Source organism: Streptomyces sp. NPDC048191 (genome assembly GCF_040652655.1).
Classification (GTDB): Bacteria; Actinomycetota; Actinomycetes; order Streptomycetales; family Streptomycetaceae; genus Streptomyces.
Genome location: NZ_JBEZMO010000010.1, coordinates 212,828 through 228,294, shown reverse-complemented (window position 1 = coordinate 228,294; position 15,467 = coordinate 212,828). Strand labels below are relative to the sequence as shown.

Here is a 15,467-nt window from a genome sequence, read left to right as displayed (position 1 = left end):
CAGGGGCCCTCGCGCACGTCCGGATGAGAAACTCACACCACCTGGTGCAGCCAGCGGACCGGGGCACCTTCGCCGGCGTACCTGAAGGGCTCCAGCTCGTCGTCCCAGGGCTTCCCGAGGAGCTTCGCGATCTCTGCTTCCAGGTCGGTCTCCCCGCGCTGAGACCGTGTCAGCGCCGCGCGCAGACGGTCCTCGGGGATGAGGATGTCGCCGTGGATGCCGGTGACGGCGTGGAAGATGCCGAGCTCGGGGGTGCAGCTGTAGCGCTCCCCCTCGGCGGTCGGGCAGGGCTCGGCGGTGACCTCGAAGCGCAGGAGGTGCCAGCCGCGCAGCGCGGAGGCGAGCTTGGAGGCCGTACCGGCCTCGCCCTGCCAGGAGAACTCCGAGCGCCAGGTGCCGGGGGCCGCGGGCTGCCGGATCCAGTCGAGGCTGACGCGCGTGCCGAGCACCCCGGCGACGGCCCACTCGACGTGCGGGCACAGCGCGCGCGGCGCGGAGTGCACGTACAGAACTCCACGTGTCGTCACCGGAACCTCCGGGCAGAGCGGGACATCTTGCTGGCTGGCTGGCGGCTGTGGCACGACGGCCGCGTTGATGGCGAGGCTACCCTGCGGCGGTGCAAGGAGTGTGACGTACCGTCGGTCCCGGCGCCAGGAAACCTCCGCCATTCACCCAGGGGGACGCTTGTACGGGGGTGCTCCGTTCCAAGGTGCCCGGTCGGGAACCCTCGCACGTTGTTATGGGAGGGAGCACCGCAAACACCGGATTCGACGACGCCCGGGTCCGACGACGAGGGGATCACCAGGGGATGCGGAAGCGAAGCAGCCGTGCGCGGGTCGCTCTCGCCGTCATGGCGGCCGCCGTGCTGGGCGTCGCCGGATGCGACGCCGGGGGCGGTTCACCCGCACCCGGGGGCACCAAGGCGCGCGCCGTCAGACCCGCGCCGCTGTGGAACCGCAGCCCGGACTCGATCGCCGCGGTCGGTGACTCCATCACGCGCGGCTTCGACGCGTGCACGGTGCTGTCGGACTGCCCCGAGGTGTCCTGGGCCACGGGCAGCGACTCGCGGGTCGACAGCCTGGCGGTGCGGCTGCTCGGGGCCGCGGGCGCGGCGGAGCGCAGCTGGAACTACGCGGTGACCGGCGCCCGGATGGCGGATCTGCCGGAGCAGATGTCCCAGGCGGCTCGGCGCGACCCGGAGTTGGTGACGGTGATGGTGGGCGCGAACGACGCCTGCCGGGCCTCGGCGTCGGCGATGACCCCGGTGGCCGACTTCCGTGCCGACTTCGAGGAGGCGCTGCGCACGCTGCGCGAAAGCCGGCCGAGGACGCAGGTGTACGTGGCGAGCGTGCCGAACCTGAAGCGGCTGTGGTCGCAGGGGCGGGCCAGTCCGCTGGGCAAGGAGGTGTGGAAGCTCGGCATCTGTCCGTCGATGCTGTCCGACGCGGACGACCTGACCAGCGCGGCCGTGGTGCGCCGGGACCGGGTGCAGCAGCGGGTGGTGGAGTACAACCAGGTGCTGAAGGAGGTCTGCGCCAAGGACAGCCGCTGCCGCTTCGACGGCAACGCGGTCTACGACTACCGCTTCGGCACCGACCAGCTCAGCCACTGGGACTGGTTCCACCCCAGCAGGGACGGCCAGGCCCGGCTCGCGTCGATCGCGTACCGGACGATCACGGCGGCCCATCCGGTTGCGTGAGGCACCGATCGCCTACTGTTTTCCACATGAGCGAACTTTTTGGCACACTTTCCGACGGTACCGAGGTCCACCGCTGGACGCTGGAGCGCGCCGGGACACGGGTGGAGGTCCTGACGTACGGCGGGATCGTGCGGTCCGTCGAGGTGCCGGACCGGGAGGGCCGGACGGCCGACGTGGTGCTGGGCTTCGCCGGCCTGGACGGTTATCTCGCACACCCGGAGCCCTACTTCGGCGCCCTGGTCGGCCGGTATGCCAACCGGATCGCGCATGCCCGCTTCCCGCTGGACGGTGCCGTCTACGCCCTGGAGCGGAACAGCGGCCCGAACTCCCTGCACGGCGGCGCACTCGGCTTCGACAAGCGGGTGTGGGAGGCGGAACCCCTCGAGGACGGGGCGCACGGGGTGCGGCTGCGCCGGGTGAGCCCGCACGGCGAGGAGGGCTTTCCGGGCCGGGTCGAGGTGTCGGCGACGTACTCGCTGGACGCCTCCGGTGCGCTGCGGATCGCCTACGAGGCGGTCACCGACGCGCCGACGGTGATCAACCTCACCAACCACAGCTACTTCAACCTGGCCGGCTCGGGCCACGCGGGCGGTCACGAACTGCGGCTCGCCGCCTCCCGCTTCACGCCGGTCGACGCGGACCTGATCCCGACGGGCACTCTCCAGGACGTGACGGGATCCGGGTTCGACTTCCGCGCCTCCCGCAAGGTCGGCTCCGGCTACGACCACAACTTCGTCCTGGACAAGGGCGTGACCGACGTCCCGGAGGAGGTCGCCGAGCTGCACGACCCGGCCTCCGGCCGGACCCTGACCGTGGCGACGACCGAGCCGGGCCTCCAGCTGTACACCGCCGGCCACCTGTCCGACCCGTTCGCCCCGGGCGACGGCATCGCCCTGGAGACCCAGCACTTCCCGGACTCCCCGAACCGTCCGGGCTTTCCGAGCACGGTGCTGCGGCCGGGGGAGGTCTTCCGGTCGGAGACGGTGTACGCGTTCGGGGTCCGCTAGGGGGTCTCGCCCCGCATCCGCTTCGCCGCCTTGCCCAGCAGGGACATCGCGCCGCCGCAGATCAGCAGGGTCGCGACACCGCCCGCGACCGCACCGGCGTCGTGGCCCTTGATGCCCTCACCCGTCACGGTCGTCGCCAGCACGAAGATGATCGAGTACAGGCTCCGCCCCACCTTCGCCCCGGCCGGGATCACCTGGAGCAGCTGCGGGACGGTCGTCGCGGCGGCCAGCGCCATCCCGAAGGGCAGGGCGGCGGCGAGCGTCAGGGCGCCGAAGCCGAGGGAGTTGCCGTACGCGCCCCAGCCCGCGCCCTTGTAGAGCAGGTAGCCCGTCGCGGCGAGGGAGAGCAGGACCAGCAGGCCGTTGAGATAGGCGGCCTGGGTGGCGGCCTTGCGGGCGCCGGGCAGATGCGCGGCCGGGGAACGCCAGGCGTCCGCCGTGATCAGGCGCAGCTGCCGCTTGAGTGCTTGCATCTGCAGCAGCGAGAAGACACCGAAGGCCAGCAGGCCCAGTCCGGCGAGGGCCGCGACGAATCCGAGGGGTTGTTGGGTGATGCCGTAGTGGGCGCCGCCGAAGGTGAGCGGGATGCCGAGGACCATGCCGTAGGCCATGGGCTTGGACTTGGCCTGGATCCTCAGCGCCAGCTCCCGCTGGGCCGGGGTGAGGCTGGGGTCCAGCCGCATCCGGCCCTCGCCCAGGTGCTGCGCGGGCGGCTGGGCGGACTGCTGGGGCGGATACGGCTGCTGCGGCGCGTAGGGCTGTTGCGGGTACGGCTGTGGGTACTGCGGTGGCTGCCCGTACGGGCCCGGTGGTGGCTGCTGCCCGTAGGGGGCCGGCGGTGGCTGCTGCCCGTACGGGCCCGGCTGTTGCTGCTGGCCTGGATACACGTCGTCTCTCCCCCGTGCCCGGTGTGTTCCGGTGTTCGCGGGCCGGGAGTCTATACGTACCGGCAGACGACGAGCCCCGGTCCAGGGGTCAGGTCCCGGACCGGGGCTGCTCGTGGGGGACTTGTCCCGGATCAGACGTTAATCGGCGCGGTGAGCCTGCGGTCCGTGATCGAGCGTCCGGCAGCGATCTCGTACGAACCCTTCACAAACGCCCACGCGTTCGCCTTCTCGTCCCAGACCTCGAAGGCACGGCGCGGGAGGGCGACGGTCACCTCGGCGCTCTCGCCGGGACCGGCCTCGACGGAGGCGAAGCCGGCGAGCTGCCGGGCCGGGCGCTCGGGGTCGGGCGCGGCCGGGGAGACGTAAACCTGGACGACCTCGCGCCCGGGCCGCTCGCCGGTGTTGCGCAGGCGGATGCGCGCGGTGGTGGCTTCGACGTCCAGGGACTCGTAGGCCCAGTCGGTGTAGCCGAGGCCGTGCCCGAACGGGTAGGCCGGGGTCCGGCCGGCCTTCTCCCAGGCGCGGTGGCCGATGAACACACCCTCGGTGTAGGGCAGTTCGCCGTCGGCCGGGGTGACCCGGGTGACCGGGGCGTCGGCGAGGGAGCCCCAGGTGGTGGGGAGCCGGCCGCCGGGCTCATGGGTGCCGGTGAGGACGTCGGCGAGGGCGGCACCACCCTCCTGGCCGGGGAACCAGCCGAGCAGGACGGCGGCGACCTCCTCGCGCCAGGGCAGTTCCACCGGGGAGCCGGAGTTGACGACGACCACGGTGTTCGGGTTGGCGGCGGCGACCGCGCGGACCAGGTCGTCCTGGCGGCCGGGGAGCCCGAGGTCCGTACGGTCGAAACCCTCGGACTCGACGCGGTCGGTGGTGGCGACCACGACGACGGCCGTGTCGGCGTTCCGGGCCGTCCGGGCGGCCTCGGCGATCAGTTCGTCGGCGTCGCGCTGCGGCTCGCTGTGGGCGAGGGCGAAGGTGACGACCTTCATCGGGACGTCGTCGGGGAGCCGGACGACGTGGGTCAGGGAGACGTCGACCGGTTCGCCGGCGGTGAGTTCGGCCTGGGCGCGGGGCACGGGGGCGCCGAAGAAGGCCTCGAAGGGGTCGTCCTTGCCGGGGCGCTGGACGTCGTCGAAGTACGTGGTGCCGTCGAGGGTGAGGGTGAAGGCGCCCATGCCCTTGATGCCGAAGGTGTGCGGGCCGGTCGCCCGCGGGATGAAGGTGCCGGTCAGCTCGACGGTGTGCAGGGTGTCGTGGGTGACGCCGTCGGGGAGGTCCGAGCCCATCCACTGGATCAGTCCGTTCGGGGCGGAGCGGGTGCCGATCACGTTGCCGGCGGCGTCGCGGCAGACGGCCCTGAGGGCGAACCCCCGGTCGGCGACCGCGAGTTCGGTGGCGGGGTCGGCGCCGACGGCATAGCTGAGCGCGCCCTCGGGGAGGGCGGCGGTGAGGCCGTCGAGCGGGGAGACGATCCGGGCCGGGAAGACGGTCGCGGAGCCGCCGCCGAGCACACGGGCGTCACGGGCGGCGGCGCCGATCAGCGCCACCGTGCCGTTCGGCCGCAGCGGCAGTGCGGCGTTCTCGTTGCGGACGAGGACGAAGGAGCGGCGGGCGATCTCGCGGGCCAGCGCCTCGCCGTCGACCGGGGCCGGGGGTTCGGGTACGACGGGTTCGGCACCCTCCAGGACGCCGACGCGGGCCGCCAGCCGCAGCACGCGCCGTACGGCGGCGTCGACGGTGGCCTCGGCGACCCTGCCGTCCCGCACGGCCTCGGCGAGGGCGGCGCCGTAGACGGTCCGCGGTCCGGGCATGGCCACGTCCAGACCGCCGTCGATGGCGCCGACCGTGTCCCGGGCGGCCATCCAGTCGGAGACGTTGAAGCCGTCGAAACCCCATTCGCCGCGCAGGACCTCGTTGACCAGGTGGTGGTGCTCCGTCATGGTCGTGCCGTTGACCCTGTTGTAGGCGGTCATGATGCCCCACGGACGGGCGTTCTCGACGACGGCCTCGAAGGGTGCCAGGTACAGCTCGCGCAGGGCGCGCCCGGAGACCAGGTTGTTCACGGTGAAGCGGTCGGTCTCGGCGTCGTTGGCCACGAAGTGCTTGACCGTGGTGCCGACTCCGCCGGACTGGACGCCGGAGACGTAACCGGCTGCGATGACGCCGGTCAGGTACGGGTCCTCGCTGTAGCACTCGAAGTGCCGGCCGCCGAGCGGGGAGCGGTGCAGGTTGACCGTGGGCGCGAGCAGTACGTGGACGCCCTTGCGCCGGGCCTCCTGGGCCAGCAACACACCGGCCCGGCGGGCGAGTTCGGGGTCCCAGGTGGCGGCGAGCGCAGTGGGCGAGGGCAGGGCCACGGAGGGGTCGTCGGCGGTCCAGCGCACGCCCCGGACGCCGATCGGGCCGTCGGACATGACGAGGGACCCCAGGCCGATCTCCGGCAGAGCGGGCAGGGTCCACATGTCCTGACCGGCCAGCAGCCGCGTCTTGGCCTCCAGGTCGAGCGTGCCGAGAGCGGCCTCGACGACCGCCTCGCGGGCCGTGTCGGCCGGGGTGGGCTGGGATCCCGCCATCGCGGTGCCTCCTCGTTGACGTCCGTGCAGGTGTCCTCCATCGTGCATCCGTTACCTGTAGAGCGGTAGGTTTCGTTATCTTGCCGTTATTTTTCCGGAGGGGTGATGCCGTAGGTTGATGGCATGAACGCGAGGGTCAGGGGCGAGGAGCGGCGCGCGGAGATCGTCGGGGCGGCCCTGGAGGTGATCGCCGAGCGCGGTTACCGGGGCGCGAGCCTGTCCGCGGTCGCCGAGCGCGTCGGCCTCACCCAGCAGGGTCTGCTGCACTACTTCCCCACCAAGGACGCCCTGCTGGTGGCCGTGCTCCAGGAGCGGGACCGGTGGGACGCGGTGCCGGACACGACGCAGTGGCGGGTGGACCTGCTGGCCTCCCTGGTGGACTACAACGCGATGCGGCCGGCGATCATCCAGACCTTCTCGGCGCTGCTCGGGGAGAGCGTGACGGAGGGGCATCCGGCGCGGGGGTACTTCACCGAGCGGTACGGCCGGGTGCGGGAGTCCATGGCGTCGGTCCTGCGCGCGGAGTACGGCGACCGGCTGCCGAACGGGCTCACCCCCGAGCGGACCGCTCCGCTGCTGGTCGCGGTGATGGACGGGTTGCAGTACCAGTGGCTCCTGGATCCGGAATCGGTGGACATGCCGGGGGCGTTCAGGGACTTCCTGCGGTTGCTGGGCGAGCCGGCGGACTGAGGCCGGCCCTTCCCCCTCACGCGGGTCGTACGGCCGCCACGACCTCCACCTCCACCTCCACCTGTGCCTCCGGGCGGAACAGCCGCGGGACCTCGAAGGTCATGCTGGTGGCCGGCGCACCGGTGCGGCCGGCCCGGCTCGCCGACGCCGACCGGGCCTCCGGCAGCCCACGCCCCGAGGGCACCCTCCTGGACGCGGCCGTGCGGCAGGGGTTCCGGCCGCGCGTCGCGGAACGGATCCCGGGCTGACCGGGCGCCGCTCAGTGGGACGGCGCGAGCGCGAGGCTGATGCCGAGGCCTGCCAGGACCGAGCCGATGACCTTGTTGAGGACCTTCTGCCCGCGCAGCATCAGGGCCCGCATCCGGGCCTGCGAGAAGAACGTGGCGACCACGCCGAACCACAGCAGGTGGGCCAGCGACATGAACAGGCCGTACCCCACCTGCCGGTAGAGCGGCGTGTCGGGGCCGACGACCTGGGCGAAGGTGGAGACGACGAAGAGGGTGGTCTTCGGGTTGAGCACGTTGGTGAGGAAGCCGGTGCGCAGCGCGGCGAACGGGGTCAGCTCGCGGCGGTCGTCGAGGTCGATCTTCAGCTCGCCGCGGGTGCGGTAGGTGCGGATGCCGACGTACACGAGGTAGGCCGCGCCGATCAGCTTGATCACCGTGAACAGGGCGGTGGAGGAGGCGATCAGCAGGCCGACGCCGAGCAGGGTGTAGGTGACGTGGACCAGGACGCCGGCGGCGACGCCCGCGGCGGCGAACAGGCCGGTGCGGCGGCCGTACAGATAGCTGTTGCGGACGATCATGGCGAAGTCGGCGCCGGGCGCGATGACGGCGAGGACCGTGATGACGCCGACGGCGAGTATCTGGGTCACGGGGTGACGTCCTCCGGTTGGGGCTCCCCGTCGGGAGCGGAGCCGTCGCCGGCGTTCTCCTCGCCGAGCAGGTCGCGGGCGAGGAGCGTGGCGCCCGCGACCGCGCCCGGCATCAGGAACACCGCGACGAACGGGACCAGGAAGGCCAGGCCGAGGGGCGCACCGAAGCCCCAGGCCAGGGTCTTGCGGGAGCGGAGCAGGGCGAGCCGGGCGCGCAGTTCGACACCCCGGCGCTGCAGGGCCACGGCGGTCAGTTCCTCGGTGAGGAAGAAACCGGTGACGAAGAAGCCGATCACGGGTACGGCGGTCTGCCCGGCGAACGGCAGGAAGCCGAGAGCGAAGAGCAGCACCCCCCACAGCGCGGCCCGCACCAGGACGCGCAGGCTGTCGCGGGCCGAGATCCACAGCTCGCGCCAGAGCGGCAGCTCCGAGCGCGGGGCGGTGCCGTCGGGCGAGACGTCGGCGTCGACCGTCTCCGACAGGTTCTCGTAGAAGGGCTGGCCGACCAGCAGGGTGACCGCCGTGAACGTCAGCACGGCCAGCAGCAGGCCGAGGGCGAACAGGACGGCCGTGAGGAAGCCGCGGAACAGGCCCTGCCAGGGGCTGGACCAGTCGTCCGCGAAGGGCGTCGCCCAGGTGACCGCGTCCTCGCCCCACACCGCGAGCGCGACCAGCGCGGCCGCGTAGAGGACGAGGGTGACCAGCCCGGGCAGCAGCCCGAAGCCGTAACTGCGGCCGTGCCGGGCCATCCAGCGCTGGCCCTTCAGCAGATAACCGAATCCCGCCCCAAGATCGTGCATGGCGGGCACTTTACCGATTGTCCGCCGATCGGTCCGGCCGTCCGGTACCCGGACTCCGAGGCGGCCGGCCCGCGTCCGGTCAGCCGGTCAGCATCCGGCGCAGCAGGTCGCGCAGGGAGCGGCGTTCGTCGTCCGAGAGGCCGGCGAGGGGTTCGCGGGCGAAATGGAGGCCTTCGCGCAGGTCACGGGCGACGGCCAGGCCCTCGTCGGTGGCGGCGGCCACCTTGACCCGACGGTCGTCCGGGTCGGGACGGCGCTCGACCAGGCCCCGGTTCTCCAAGCGGTCCACTATGCCCGTGACGTTCGACGGCTCGCACTTCAGCTTCTGCGCCAGTTTCCGCATCGGCAGCGGCTCCACCGAGAGCAGGCTGAGCAGCCGGGCCTGCGGTCCGGTCAGCGCGTGCTCGCCCGCGGCCTCCTCGTAGTCCGCGTAGAAGCGGGCCACCACGTCTCCGATGAGTTCGACGACCTCCATCGTCAGGGCGTCGGGGCGGTGGGGCTTCGGTGATGTGGCCATGCCTGCCACGATACCCGCTTACTTGACATCATGAAATATTGAAGCGCATGGTTGTTTCAGGTTCTGAAACAATCAGCCCGAAGCAAGAGGAAAGGCGCGTCATGATCAACCGCGAGTGGCACCTGCTCAGCCGCCCCGTCGGCTGGCCGAAGCCCGAGGACTTCGCCCTCGTCGAGACCCCGGTCCCGGCCCCGGGCGAGGGCCAGGTGCTGGTACGGAACAAGTACCTCTCGGTGGACCCGTACATGCGCGGCCGCATGAGTGCCGCGAAGTCGTACGCCGCCCCCTTCGAGCTGGGCAAGGTCATGCAGGGCGGCGCGGTCGGCGAGGTGATCACCTCCCACGCCGAGGGCATCGAGGCCGGTGACCACGTCCTGCACTTCTTCGGCTGGCGCGAGTACGCGGTCGTGGACGCCAGGAACGCCGTCAAGGTGGGCCCGGCGGTCATCCCGGCCGTCAAGGTCGACGACAAGGCCCACGAGGTGCCCCTGTCGGCGTACCTCGGCGTCCTCGGCATGACGGGCCTGACCGCCTACGCCGGCCTGCTGCGCACCGCCTCCTTCAAGGAGGGCGACATCGTGTTCGTCTCCGGCGCCGCGGGTGCCGTGGGCAGCGAGGTCGGTCAGCTCGCCAAACTGCTGGGCGCCTCCCGGGTCATCGGCTCGGCGGGTTCCGACGAGAAGGTCAAGCTGCTGGTCGAGGAGTACGGCTTCGACGCCGCGTTCAACTACAAGAACGGCCCGGTGAGCGAGCAGCTGCGGGAGGCCGCGCCCGACGGCATCGACGTCTACTTCGACAACGTGGGCGGTGACCACCTGGAGGCCGCCATCGGCTCGCTCCGCGAGGGGGGCCGCATCGCCGTCTGCGGCATGATCTCGGTCTACAACAACACCGAGCCCGCGCCCGGCCCGCGCAACCTCGCCCGGCTGATCCAGACCCGGGGCCGCATCGAGGGCTTCCTGGTCGGCGACCACTACGACCTGCAGCCGGAGTTCGTGCAGAAGGTCGGCCCGTGGGTCGCCTCGGGCGAGCTGAAGTACCGCGAGACGGTCGTCGAGGGCATCGAGAACAACCTGGAGGCGTTCCTCGGGGTACTGCGCGGCGACAACATCGGCAAGATGATCGTCAAGCTCTGACGGGCCACGGCTTCTGCTGGGTTTTCGTCATGCGGTAACTTCTTTCCGAAATCCGCCGTCGATCGTGGGCGCGAGTCGTGGCGGACCGAGGAAGAGGACAACCGCATGCCCATCACACAGTCCGACGTCCTGTACACCGCCGTCGCCACCGCCGAGAACGGGCGGGACGGCCGGGTCGCCACGGATGACGGCCGGCTCGACGTCGTCGTGAACCCGCCCAAGGAGATGGGCGGCAGCGGCGCCGGGACCAACCCGGAGCAGCTGTTCGCCGCCGGTTACAGCGCCTGCTTCCAGGGGGCGCTGGGAGTCGTCGCCCGGGCCGAGGGCGCCGACGTCTCCGGGTCGACCGTCACCGCGAAGGTCGGCATCGGCAAGAACGACGACGGGTTCGGGATCATCGTGGAGATCTCGGCCAGCATTCCCGGCGTTTCCGCCGAGGCGGCCCGGGACCTCGTGGAGAAGGCCCACCAGGTGTGCCCCTACTCGAAGGCGACGCGGGGCAACATCACCGTGACGCTGGTCTGAGCACCGTCGTTTCAGACAGCGGAGGCCGCACCCTTGGACGTGGGGTGCGGTCTCTTCTTTCGGCGGGGGTCCGCCACGGGGTGCTCCTCAGCTCGCCAGCGCCGCCCTGTGCACCGCTCTCACCAGCCCGTCGTTCTCCGGTGCCGCCCCGCCCGGGAACGCCATCCGCCGGCGTGTGTAGCCGTACGCCAGGCCGCTGCGGGGGTCGGCGAAGGCCTGGCTGCCGCCCGCGCCGCTGTGGCCGAAGGTGCCCGCGCCCAGGACCGGGTGCCACATGTCGGCGGTGGCCTGGAAGCCGAGGCCGTACGACTTGTGGGCGCGGGCCACCAGGTCGTGGCCGACGGAGTGGATCTGACCCACCTCGGCCACCGTGTCCGGCTTCAGCAGCGGGGGACGGTCGTCCAGTTCGCTGATCGCCGCCGCGTACATCGTCGCGAGCCCGCGCGCGGAGGCGACGCCACCGGCCGACGCCGGTCCCTTGGCCCGTACGAGACGGGAGTTGGCGTACTCGTCCAGCGTGCCCGGCGACGGGACGTGGCCGTTGAAGGCGATCGAGTTCAGCGTGTGCGGGCCGGTCGGCAGGGCGTCCAGCAGCGCCTGCTGCTCGGGGGTGGGGAGCATCGGCTGGACCGTGCGGAAGCGGCGCTCCTCGGACTCGGGCAGCCCCAGGAAGAAGTCCGTCCCGTACGGCGCGCGCACCCGCTCCTCGTACACCTCCTGGAGCGTGCGTCCCGTGGCCCGGCGGACCACCTCGCCGGTGAGCGCGCCGATCACCAGCGCGTGGTAGCCGAAGGCCGTCCCCGGGCGCCAGAACGGCTTCTGGTCGGCGAGCCGTTCGGCCATCGCCCGGTCGTCGGCCAGTTCCTCGGCGGAGAACCCGGCGTCGATCCCGATCAGTCCGGCCCGGTGCGCCAGCAGGTCCCTCAGGGTCACCGCGCCCTTGCCCTCGGCGGCGAACTCCGGCCAGTAGTACGTGACTTTGCGGTCCAGCTCCAGCGTGCCGTCCTGCACCAGGAGCGCGACCACCAGGTGCGCCGCGCCCTTGGTGGACGAGAACACGCCGTACAGCGAGTCCGCCTCCCCGCCCGCCCACAGGTCGACGACCCGCCGCCCGTGTACATACGCGCACAACTGGCCCTCGTAGTCGTCCCGTTCTCCGGCGACGAAGGCGGCGAACTCCTCGCGCACCACCTCGAAACCCTCGGCGACCGTGCCGTGTACGCCGATCTGCTGCGTCATCCGCTCTCCTCAAGTGAGCCGCTGCTCGCTGCTCCCCCTCGCACAACGCCCGTTCCCGCGTCGGACGTTCCCGAGACCGGTACGGCGCGATGCACCCGTTCGACTCAACCTCCGCGGGAGCCCCTGGGTGTTGCCGCTGCCCCGGATGGCGGATGGCGCGGGGTGGCGCGCTCCAGCGCGGCAGCGCTCAGGAGCACCACCACAGGAAACGCCTGCAGGTGCTGCTGGGCGCGGGCGTCGGGGACGGGTGCGAGGTCGTCGGAGCGCTGGTCGGGGTGCCGGCCGGCCGGGACGGGGCAGGGGGCACCGGGGCAGGGTGTGTGGCGCCGGAACCGGTCGCGGCGGTCTGCTGCGCCGCGGCCGTGTCCTTCGCCTCGGGCGACTTGGACTGCTTGTCCTTGGGCGACTTGGAGGCGGACGCGGAGGAAGTGCCGCTCGGGGACGCGGAGCCGTGCGCGCCGGGGGCGGTGCCGGAGGCGCCGGAGGCCGGGTCGGCGGTGCCGCCGGGGGACGCCGAGGACGTGCCGCCGTCGGCCGCGGTACCGCCCGCCGGGCGCTGTGCGCTGGAGAAGGGCGAGAAGGGCGCGTCCGTGCCGAGTTCGGCGAGGCCGAGGCTGCCCGCGGCCAGCACGAAGCCCGCGGTGATCAGCACGGCACGCCGGCGCCGGCGCCGGTGCGCGGCGGCCTTGCGGTCGCGACGGCTGGAGTCCGCGTCGGCCGGGCTCACGGTGGCACCGCCCCGTGCCCTGCGCCGGGCGGCCCGGCCACCGGACTCGGACCCGGCCGTGGGCTCGGGGTCGCCGTCCGGGCCGGGGTCGGGATCGTGGTCGCGGTCGTGGTCGTGGTCGTGGTCGGCCGCGGGCTCGGGCTCGGACCGCGCATCCCACTCCTGGGGCGCGCCGTGACCCTGGGCCGGGATGCGCGCGTCGTACCCGCCGTACCCCGCTGACGGGGTGTCGTAAGCGCCTTCGGCGGGCGCGTGACCGCCGTGACCCGGCATGCCACCCGTCCCCGCGTGCGCGTGCGCGTAGGCGACCGTCGGATCGGCCGCCGGGCGCGCCGGAGTCCCGCACCCGGGGCAGGCCAGGGCGCCGTTGAGGTGCCGTTGGCACGGGTGGCAGTAGTCCATGACGCCGGAAGACTAGATTCCTCGCCGGTAACGTTCCTAGGGGTGTCTGTGAAGGTTTTGTGGATCACCGAAATAATTCTCGAAAGGCTTGTCGAAACCGTTACCTGTTCGCCCCATTGACACCCCCGCCACCCCGTCCTTACTGTCACGCCAACATTTCGAACGTGTGACGAAATCTCGAACAGCTGAAGGGCAACTGCCGTGCGCATCACCGGAATCAGCACACACGTGGTCGGCACGCCGTGGCGCAACCTGACCTACGTCCAGGTGCACACCGACGAGGGGATCACGGGAGTCGGCGAGACCCGGATGCTCGGTCACACCGACGCGCTGATCGGCTACTTGCGGGAGGCCGAGGCCAATCACATCCTCGGCTCGGACCCGTTCGCGGTCGAGGATCTGGTACGCCGGATGAAGTACGGCGACTACGGCCGAGCGGGCGAGATCGTCATGTCCGGCATCGCGGTCGTCGAGATGGCCTGCTGGGACATCAAGGGCAAGGCGCTGGGCGTGCCGGTGTGGCAGCTGCTCGGCGGCAAGGTGACGGACCGGGTCAAGGCGTACGCCAACGGGTGGTACACGACCGAGCGAACGCCGGAGGCGTACCACAAGGCCGCCCAGGGGGTCATGGAGCGCGGATACAAGGCGCTGAAGATCGACCCCTTCGGCACCGGGCACTTCGAGCTGGATCACCGGGAAACCCTTTACGCCGTCTCCCTCATCGAGGCCGTGCGGGACGCGATCGGCCCCGAGGCCGAGCTGATGCTGGAGATGCACGGCCGCTTCTCCCCCGCCACCGCCGTGCGGCTCGCCAAGGAGATGGCCCCCTTCAAGCCGGCCTGGCTGGAGGAGCCGGTCCCGCCGGAGAACCTCAAGGCGCTGGAGAAGGTCGCGGCCAAGGTGGACGTCCCGGTCGCCACCGGTGAGCGGATCCACGACCGGATCGAGTTCCGCGAGCTCTTCGACAGCCAGGCCGTGGACATCCTCCAGCCCGACGTCGGCCACATCGGCGGCATCTGGGAGACCCGCAAGCTGGCGGCGACCGCCGAGACGCACTACATGCTGGTCGCGCCGCACAACGTCGGCGGCCCGGTGCTCACCGCCGCCTCCCTCCAGGTCGGATTCACCTCGCCGAACTTCAAGATCCTCGAGCACTTCAACGACTTCGCGGACGCGGAGATCAAGAAGGTGGTCAAGGGGGCGCCGCAGGTCGTGGACGGGTACTTCCACCTGTCCGAGGCGCCCGGTCTCGGGGTCGAGCTGGACGTCGAGGCCGCCGCCGAGTTCCCGCAGCAGCAGGCCCGGTTCGACCTGTGGGCCGAGGGCTGGGAGCAGCGCAAGCCGAAGGGTACGAAGTGAGTTCCCAGGTCGTCGTCGAGGCTCCGGGCCGGCACCGCGTCGAGGAGCACACGCCCCGGGCGCCCGGTCCCGGCGAGGCGCTGGTGACCGTGCACGCGGTCGGCATCTGCGGCAGCGACCGCGAGGTGTACCAGGGCAACCGGCCCGAGGGGTACGTCCGTTACCCGCTCACGCCCGGCCACGAGTGGTCGGGGACGGTCGCCGCGGTGGGCGCCGGGGTGCCGGAGGGCCTCGTCGGCCGCAAGGTCGTCGGTGAGGGCTTCCGCAACTGCCAGGTGTGCGACCGCTGTCACGCCGGCGAGACCACCCTGTGCGCCCACGGCTACGAGGAGACCGGGTTCACCCAGCCGGGTGCCATGGCCGCCACCCTGACCCTCCCGGCCCGGCTGCTGCACGTGCTGCCGGACGACGCCGACCTGACCGCCGCCGCCCTGCTGGAGCCGGCCGCCTGTGTCGCGGCCGCCGCCCTGAAGGCGGGCGCCCGGCCGGGCGAGCGGGTCGCGGTGGTCGGTACCGGCACCCTCGGGATGTTCGCCGTGCAGTTCCTGAAAGCGGTCTCACCGGCGGAGCTGCTCGTCGTCGGCACCAGAGACGACCGGGAAGCGCTGTCACGGCGGTTCGGGGCGACCGACTTCCGGCTCAAGGACCAGGAGCTCCCGGACGACTTCGACGTCGTCGTCGAGACGGCGGGCTCGGCCTCCGCCGCACGCACCGCCGCCGCACTGCTCCGGCGCGGCGGACGGCTGGTCCTGACCGGGATCCCGGCACCGGGCGCGGACGGGCTCGACCCCACCGATCTCGTCGTACGGCAGCTGGAGGTGCACACCGTCTTCGGGGCGCCGCCGGACGCCTGGGCGCACACCGTGCGGGTCTTCGGGGCCGGGCTGCTCCAGCCGCTGCCGCTGGTCACGCACGAGCTGCCGCTGACCGAGTTCCCGCAGGCCATCGAGTTGGTCGGGGCCGGCGATCCGAAGGTGGGCAAGGTGCTGCTGCGCCCCTAGAGACGTACGCCGGTCAGGACGTGACCTGACG

At 72.0% G+C, this 15,467-nt stretch carries 16 protein-coding genes and 1 pseudogene; 8 read left to right on the top strand and 9 right to left on the bottom strand.

What is annotated here, in order from left to right; all coding sequences use genetic code 11:
* Window positions 1-32: 32 nt before the first annotated feature.
* Window positions 33-527 carry a DUF3145 domain-containing protein gene (locus AB0D93_RS19225; RefSeq protein ID WP_362120750.1) on the bottom strand — a complete coding sequence of 165 codons (495 nt, stop codon included), beginning with the start codon at window positions 525-527 and terminating at the stop codon, window positions 33-35.
* Window positions 528-808: 281 nt separating this feature from the next.
* Here AB0D93_RS19225 and AB0D93_RS19220 point away from each other — a divergent pair, with 281 nt between their 5' ends.
* Window positions 809-1,699 (top strand): SGNH/GDSL hydrolase family protein, encoded by an 891-nt coding sequence (locus AB0D93_RS19220; protein ID WP_362120748.1) that lies wholly within the window; start codon window positions 809-811, stop codon window positions 1,697-1,699.
* Window positions 1,700-1,725: 26 nt separating this feature from the next.
* Window positions 1,726-2,706, top strand: a complete 981-nt coding sequence (locus AB0D93_RS19215; RefSeq protein WP_362120746.1) for an aldose epimerase family protein — start codon at window positions 1,726-1,728, stop codon at window positions 2,704-2,706.
* Here the strand turns inward: AB0D93_RS19215 and AB0D93_RS19210 are convergent.
* A complete protein-coding gene (locus AB0D93_RS19210; protein WP_362120744.1) occupies window positions 2,703-3,593 on the bottom strand; it encodes a hypothetical protein in 891 nt (296 codons plus the stop codon). The genes AB0D93_RS19215 and AB0D93_RS19210 overlap by 4 nt on opposite strands.
* 131 nt (window positions 3,594-3,724) lie before the next feature.
* Complete coding sequence (locus AB0D93_RS19205) at window positions 3,725-6,166, bottom strand: glycoside hydrolase family 3 C-terminal domain-containing protein (RefSeq protein WP_362120742.1); 2,442 nt, start codon at window positions 6,164-6,166, stop codon at window positions 3,725-3,727.
* 123 nt (window positions 6,167-6,289) lie between these two features.
* Between AB0D93_RS19205 and AB0D93_RS19200 the strand changes: the two genes are divergently transcribed.
* Window positions 6,290-6,856, top strand: a complete 567-nt coding sequence (locus AB0D93_RS19200; RefSeq protein WP_362120740.1) for a TetR/AcrR family transcriptional regulator — start codon at window positions 6,290-6,292, stop codon at window positions 6,854-6,856.
* Between the two features lie 16 nt (window positions 6,857-6,872).
* Here the strand turns inward: AB0D93_RS19200 and AB0D93_RS19195 are convergent.
* Window positions 6,873-6,980: pseudogene (locus AB0D93_RS19195) on the bottom strand (RidA family protein); the annotation flags it as partial.
* Here AB0D93_RS19195 and AB0D93_RS19190 point away from each other — a divergent pair.
* Window positions 6,964-7,104: a hypothetical protein gene (locus AB0D93_RS19190; protein WP_362120849.1), complete on the top strand. Its 141-nt coding sequence runs from the start codon at window positions 6,964-6,966 to the stop codon at window positions 7,102-7,104. The pseudogene AB0D93_RS19195 and the gene AB0D93_RS19190 overlap by 17 nt on opposite strands.
* Before the next feature lie 11 nt (window positions 7,105-7,115).
* Here the strand turns inward: AB0D93_RS19190 and AB0D93_RS19185 are convergent, their stop codons facing one another.
* From AB0D93_RS19185 to AB0D93_RS19175, 3 genes are all read right to left on the bottom strand, one after another.
* Window positions 7,116-7,730: a LysE family transporter gene (locus tag AB0D93_RS19185; RefSeq protein ID WP_362120738.1), complete on the bottom strand. Its 615-nt coding sequence runs from the start codon at window positions 7,728-7,730 to the stop codon at window positions 7,116-7,118.
* On the bottom strand, window positions 7,727-8,530 hold the full coding sequence (locus AB0D93_RS19180) for an EI24 domain-containing protein (RefSeq protein ID WP_362120736.1): 804 nt from the start codon (window positions 8,528-8,530) through the stop codon (window positions 7,727-7,729). The genes AB0D93_RS19185 and AB0D93_RS19180 overlap by 4 nt, the downstream gene beginning before the upstream one ends.
* A 79-nt stretch (window positions 8,531-8,609) precedes the next feature.
* Window positions 8,610-9,047 carry a MarR family transcriptional regulator gene (locus tag AB0D93_RS19175; protein ID WP_362120734.1) on the bottom strand — a complete coding sequence of 146 codons (438 nt, stop codon included), beginning with the start codon at window positions 9,045-9,047 and terminating at the stop codon, window positions 8,610-8,612.
* Between the two features lie 101 nt (window positions 9,048-9,148).
* Between AB0D93_RS19175 and AB0D93_RS19170 the strand changes: the two genes are divergently transcribed.
* Both AB0D93_RS19170 and AB0D93_RS19165 read left to right on the top strand, forming a co-directional pair.
* Window positions 9,149-10,183, top strand: a complete 1,035-nt coding sequence (locus AB0D93_RS19170) for an NADP-dependent oxidoreductase (RefSeq protein WP_362120732.1) — start codon at window positions 9,149-9,151, stop codon at window positions 10,181-10,183.
* Window positions 10,184-10,288: 105 nt separating this feature from the next.
* Window positions 10,289-10,708 carry an organic hydroperoxide resistance protein gene (locus AB0D93_RS19165; protein WP_362120730.1) on the top strand — a complete coding sequence of 140 codons (420 nt, stop codon included), beginning with the start codon at window positions 10,289-10,291 and terminating at the stop codon, window positions 10,706-10,708.
* 87 nt (window positions 10,709-10,795) lie between these two features.
* Here AB0D93_RS19165 and AB0D93_RS19160 read toward each other — a convergent pair whose 3' ends face one another.
* Window positions 10,796-11,947 carry a serine hydrolase domain-containing protein gene (locus AB0D93_RS19160; protein WP_362120728.1) on the bottom strand — a complete coding sequence of 384 codons (1,152 nt, stop codon included), beginning with the start codon at window positions 11,945-11,947 and terminating at the stop codon, window positions 10,796-10,798.
* Window positions 11,948-12,134: 187 nt separating this feature from the next.
* Window positions 12,135-13,076, bottom strand: coding sequence for a hypothetical protein (locus tag AB0D93_RS19155; RefSeq protein WP_362120726.1), 942 nt, complete (start codon window positions 13,074-13,076; stop codon window positions 12,135-12,137).
* Window positions 13,077-13,277: 201 nt separating this feature from the next.
* Between AB0D93_RS19155 and AB0D93_RS19150 the strand changes: the two genes are divergently transcribed.
* Window positions 13,278-14,435, top strand: a complete 1,158-nt coding sequence (locus AB0D93_RS19150; RefSeq protein WP_362120724.1) for a mandelate racemase/muconate lactonizing enzyme family protein — start codon at window positions 13,278-13,280, stop codon at window positions 14,433-14,435.
* Entirely contained in the window at window positions 14,432-15,436 is a 1,005-nt protein-coding gene (locus tag AB0D93_RS19145) for an alcohol dehydrogenase catalytic domain-containing protein (protein ID WP_362120722.1), read from the top strand. Before AB0D93_RS19150 ends, AB0D93_RS19145 begins: the two co-directional genes overlap by 4 nt.
* Window positions 15,437-15,467 lie beyond the last annotated feature (31 nt).

Coding starts and splice junctions, on each gene's coding strand:
- AB0D93_RS19215 (WP_362120746.1), top strand. CDS start 1,726: ATGAGCGAACTTTTTGGCACACTTTCCGACGGTACCGAGGTCCACCGC.
- AB0D93_RS19155 (WP_362120726.1), bottom strand. CDS start 13,076: ATGGACTACTGCCACCCGTGCCAACGGCACCTCAACGGCGCCCTGGCC.
- AB0D93_RS19175 (WP_362120734.1), bottom strand. CDS start 9,047: ATGGCCACATCACCGAAGCCCCACCGCCCCGACGCCCTGACGATGGAG.
- AB0D93_RS19220 (WP_362120748.1), top strand. CDS start 809: ATGCGGAAGCGAAGCAGCCGTGCGCGGGTCGCTCTCGCCGTCATGGCG.
- AB0D93_RS19170 (WP_362120732.1), top strand. CDS start 9,149: ATGATCAACCGCGAGTGGCACCTGCTCAGCCGCCCCGTCGGCTGGCCG.
- AB0D93_RS19160 (WP_362120728.1), bottom strand. CDS start 11,947: ATGACGCAGCAGATCGGCGTACACGGCACGGTCGCCGAGGGTTTCGAG.
- AB0D93_RS19205 (WP_362120742.1), bottom strand. CDS start 6,166: ATGGCGGGATCCCAGCCCACCCCGGCCGACACGGCCCGCGAGGCGGTC.
- AB0D93_RS19180 (WP_362120736.1), bottom strand. CDS start 8,530: ATGCACGATCTTGGGGCGGGATTCGGTTATCTGCTGAAGGGCCAGCGC.
- AB0D93_RS19200 (WP_362120740.1), top strand. CDS start 6,290: ATGAACGCGAGGGTCAGGGGCGAGGAGCGGCGCGCGGAGATCGTCGGG.
- AB0D93_RS19165 (WP_362120730.1), top strand. CDS start 10,289: ATGCCCATCACACAGTCCGACGTCCTGTACACCGCCGTCGCCACCGCC.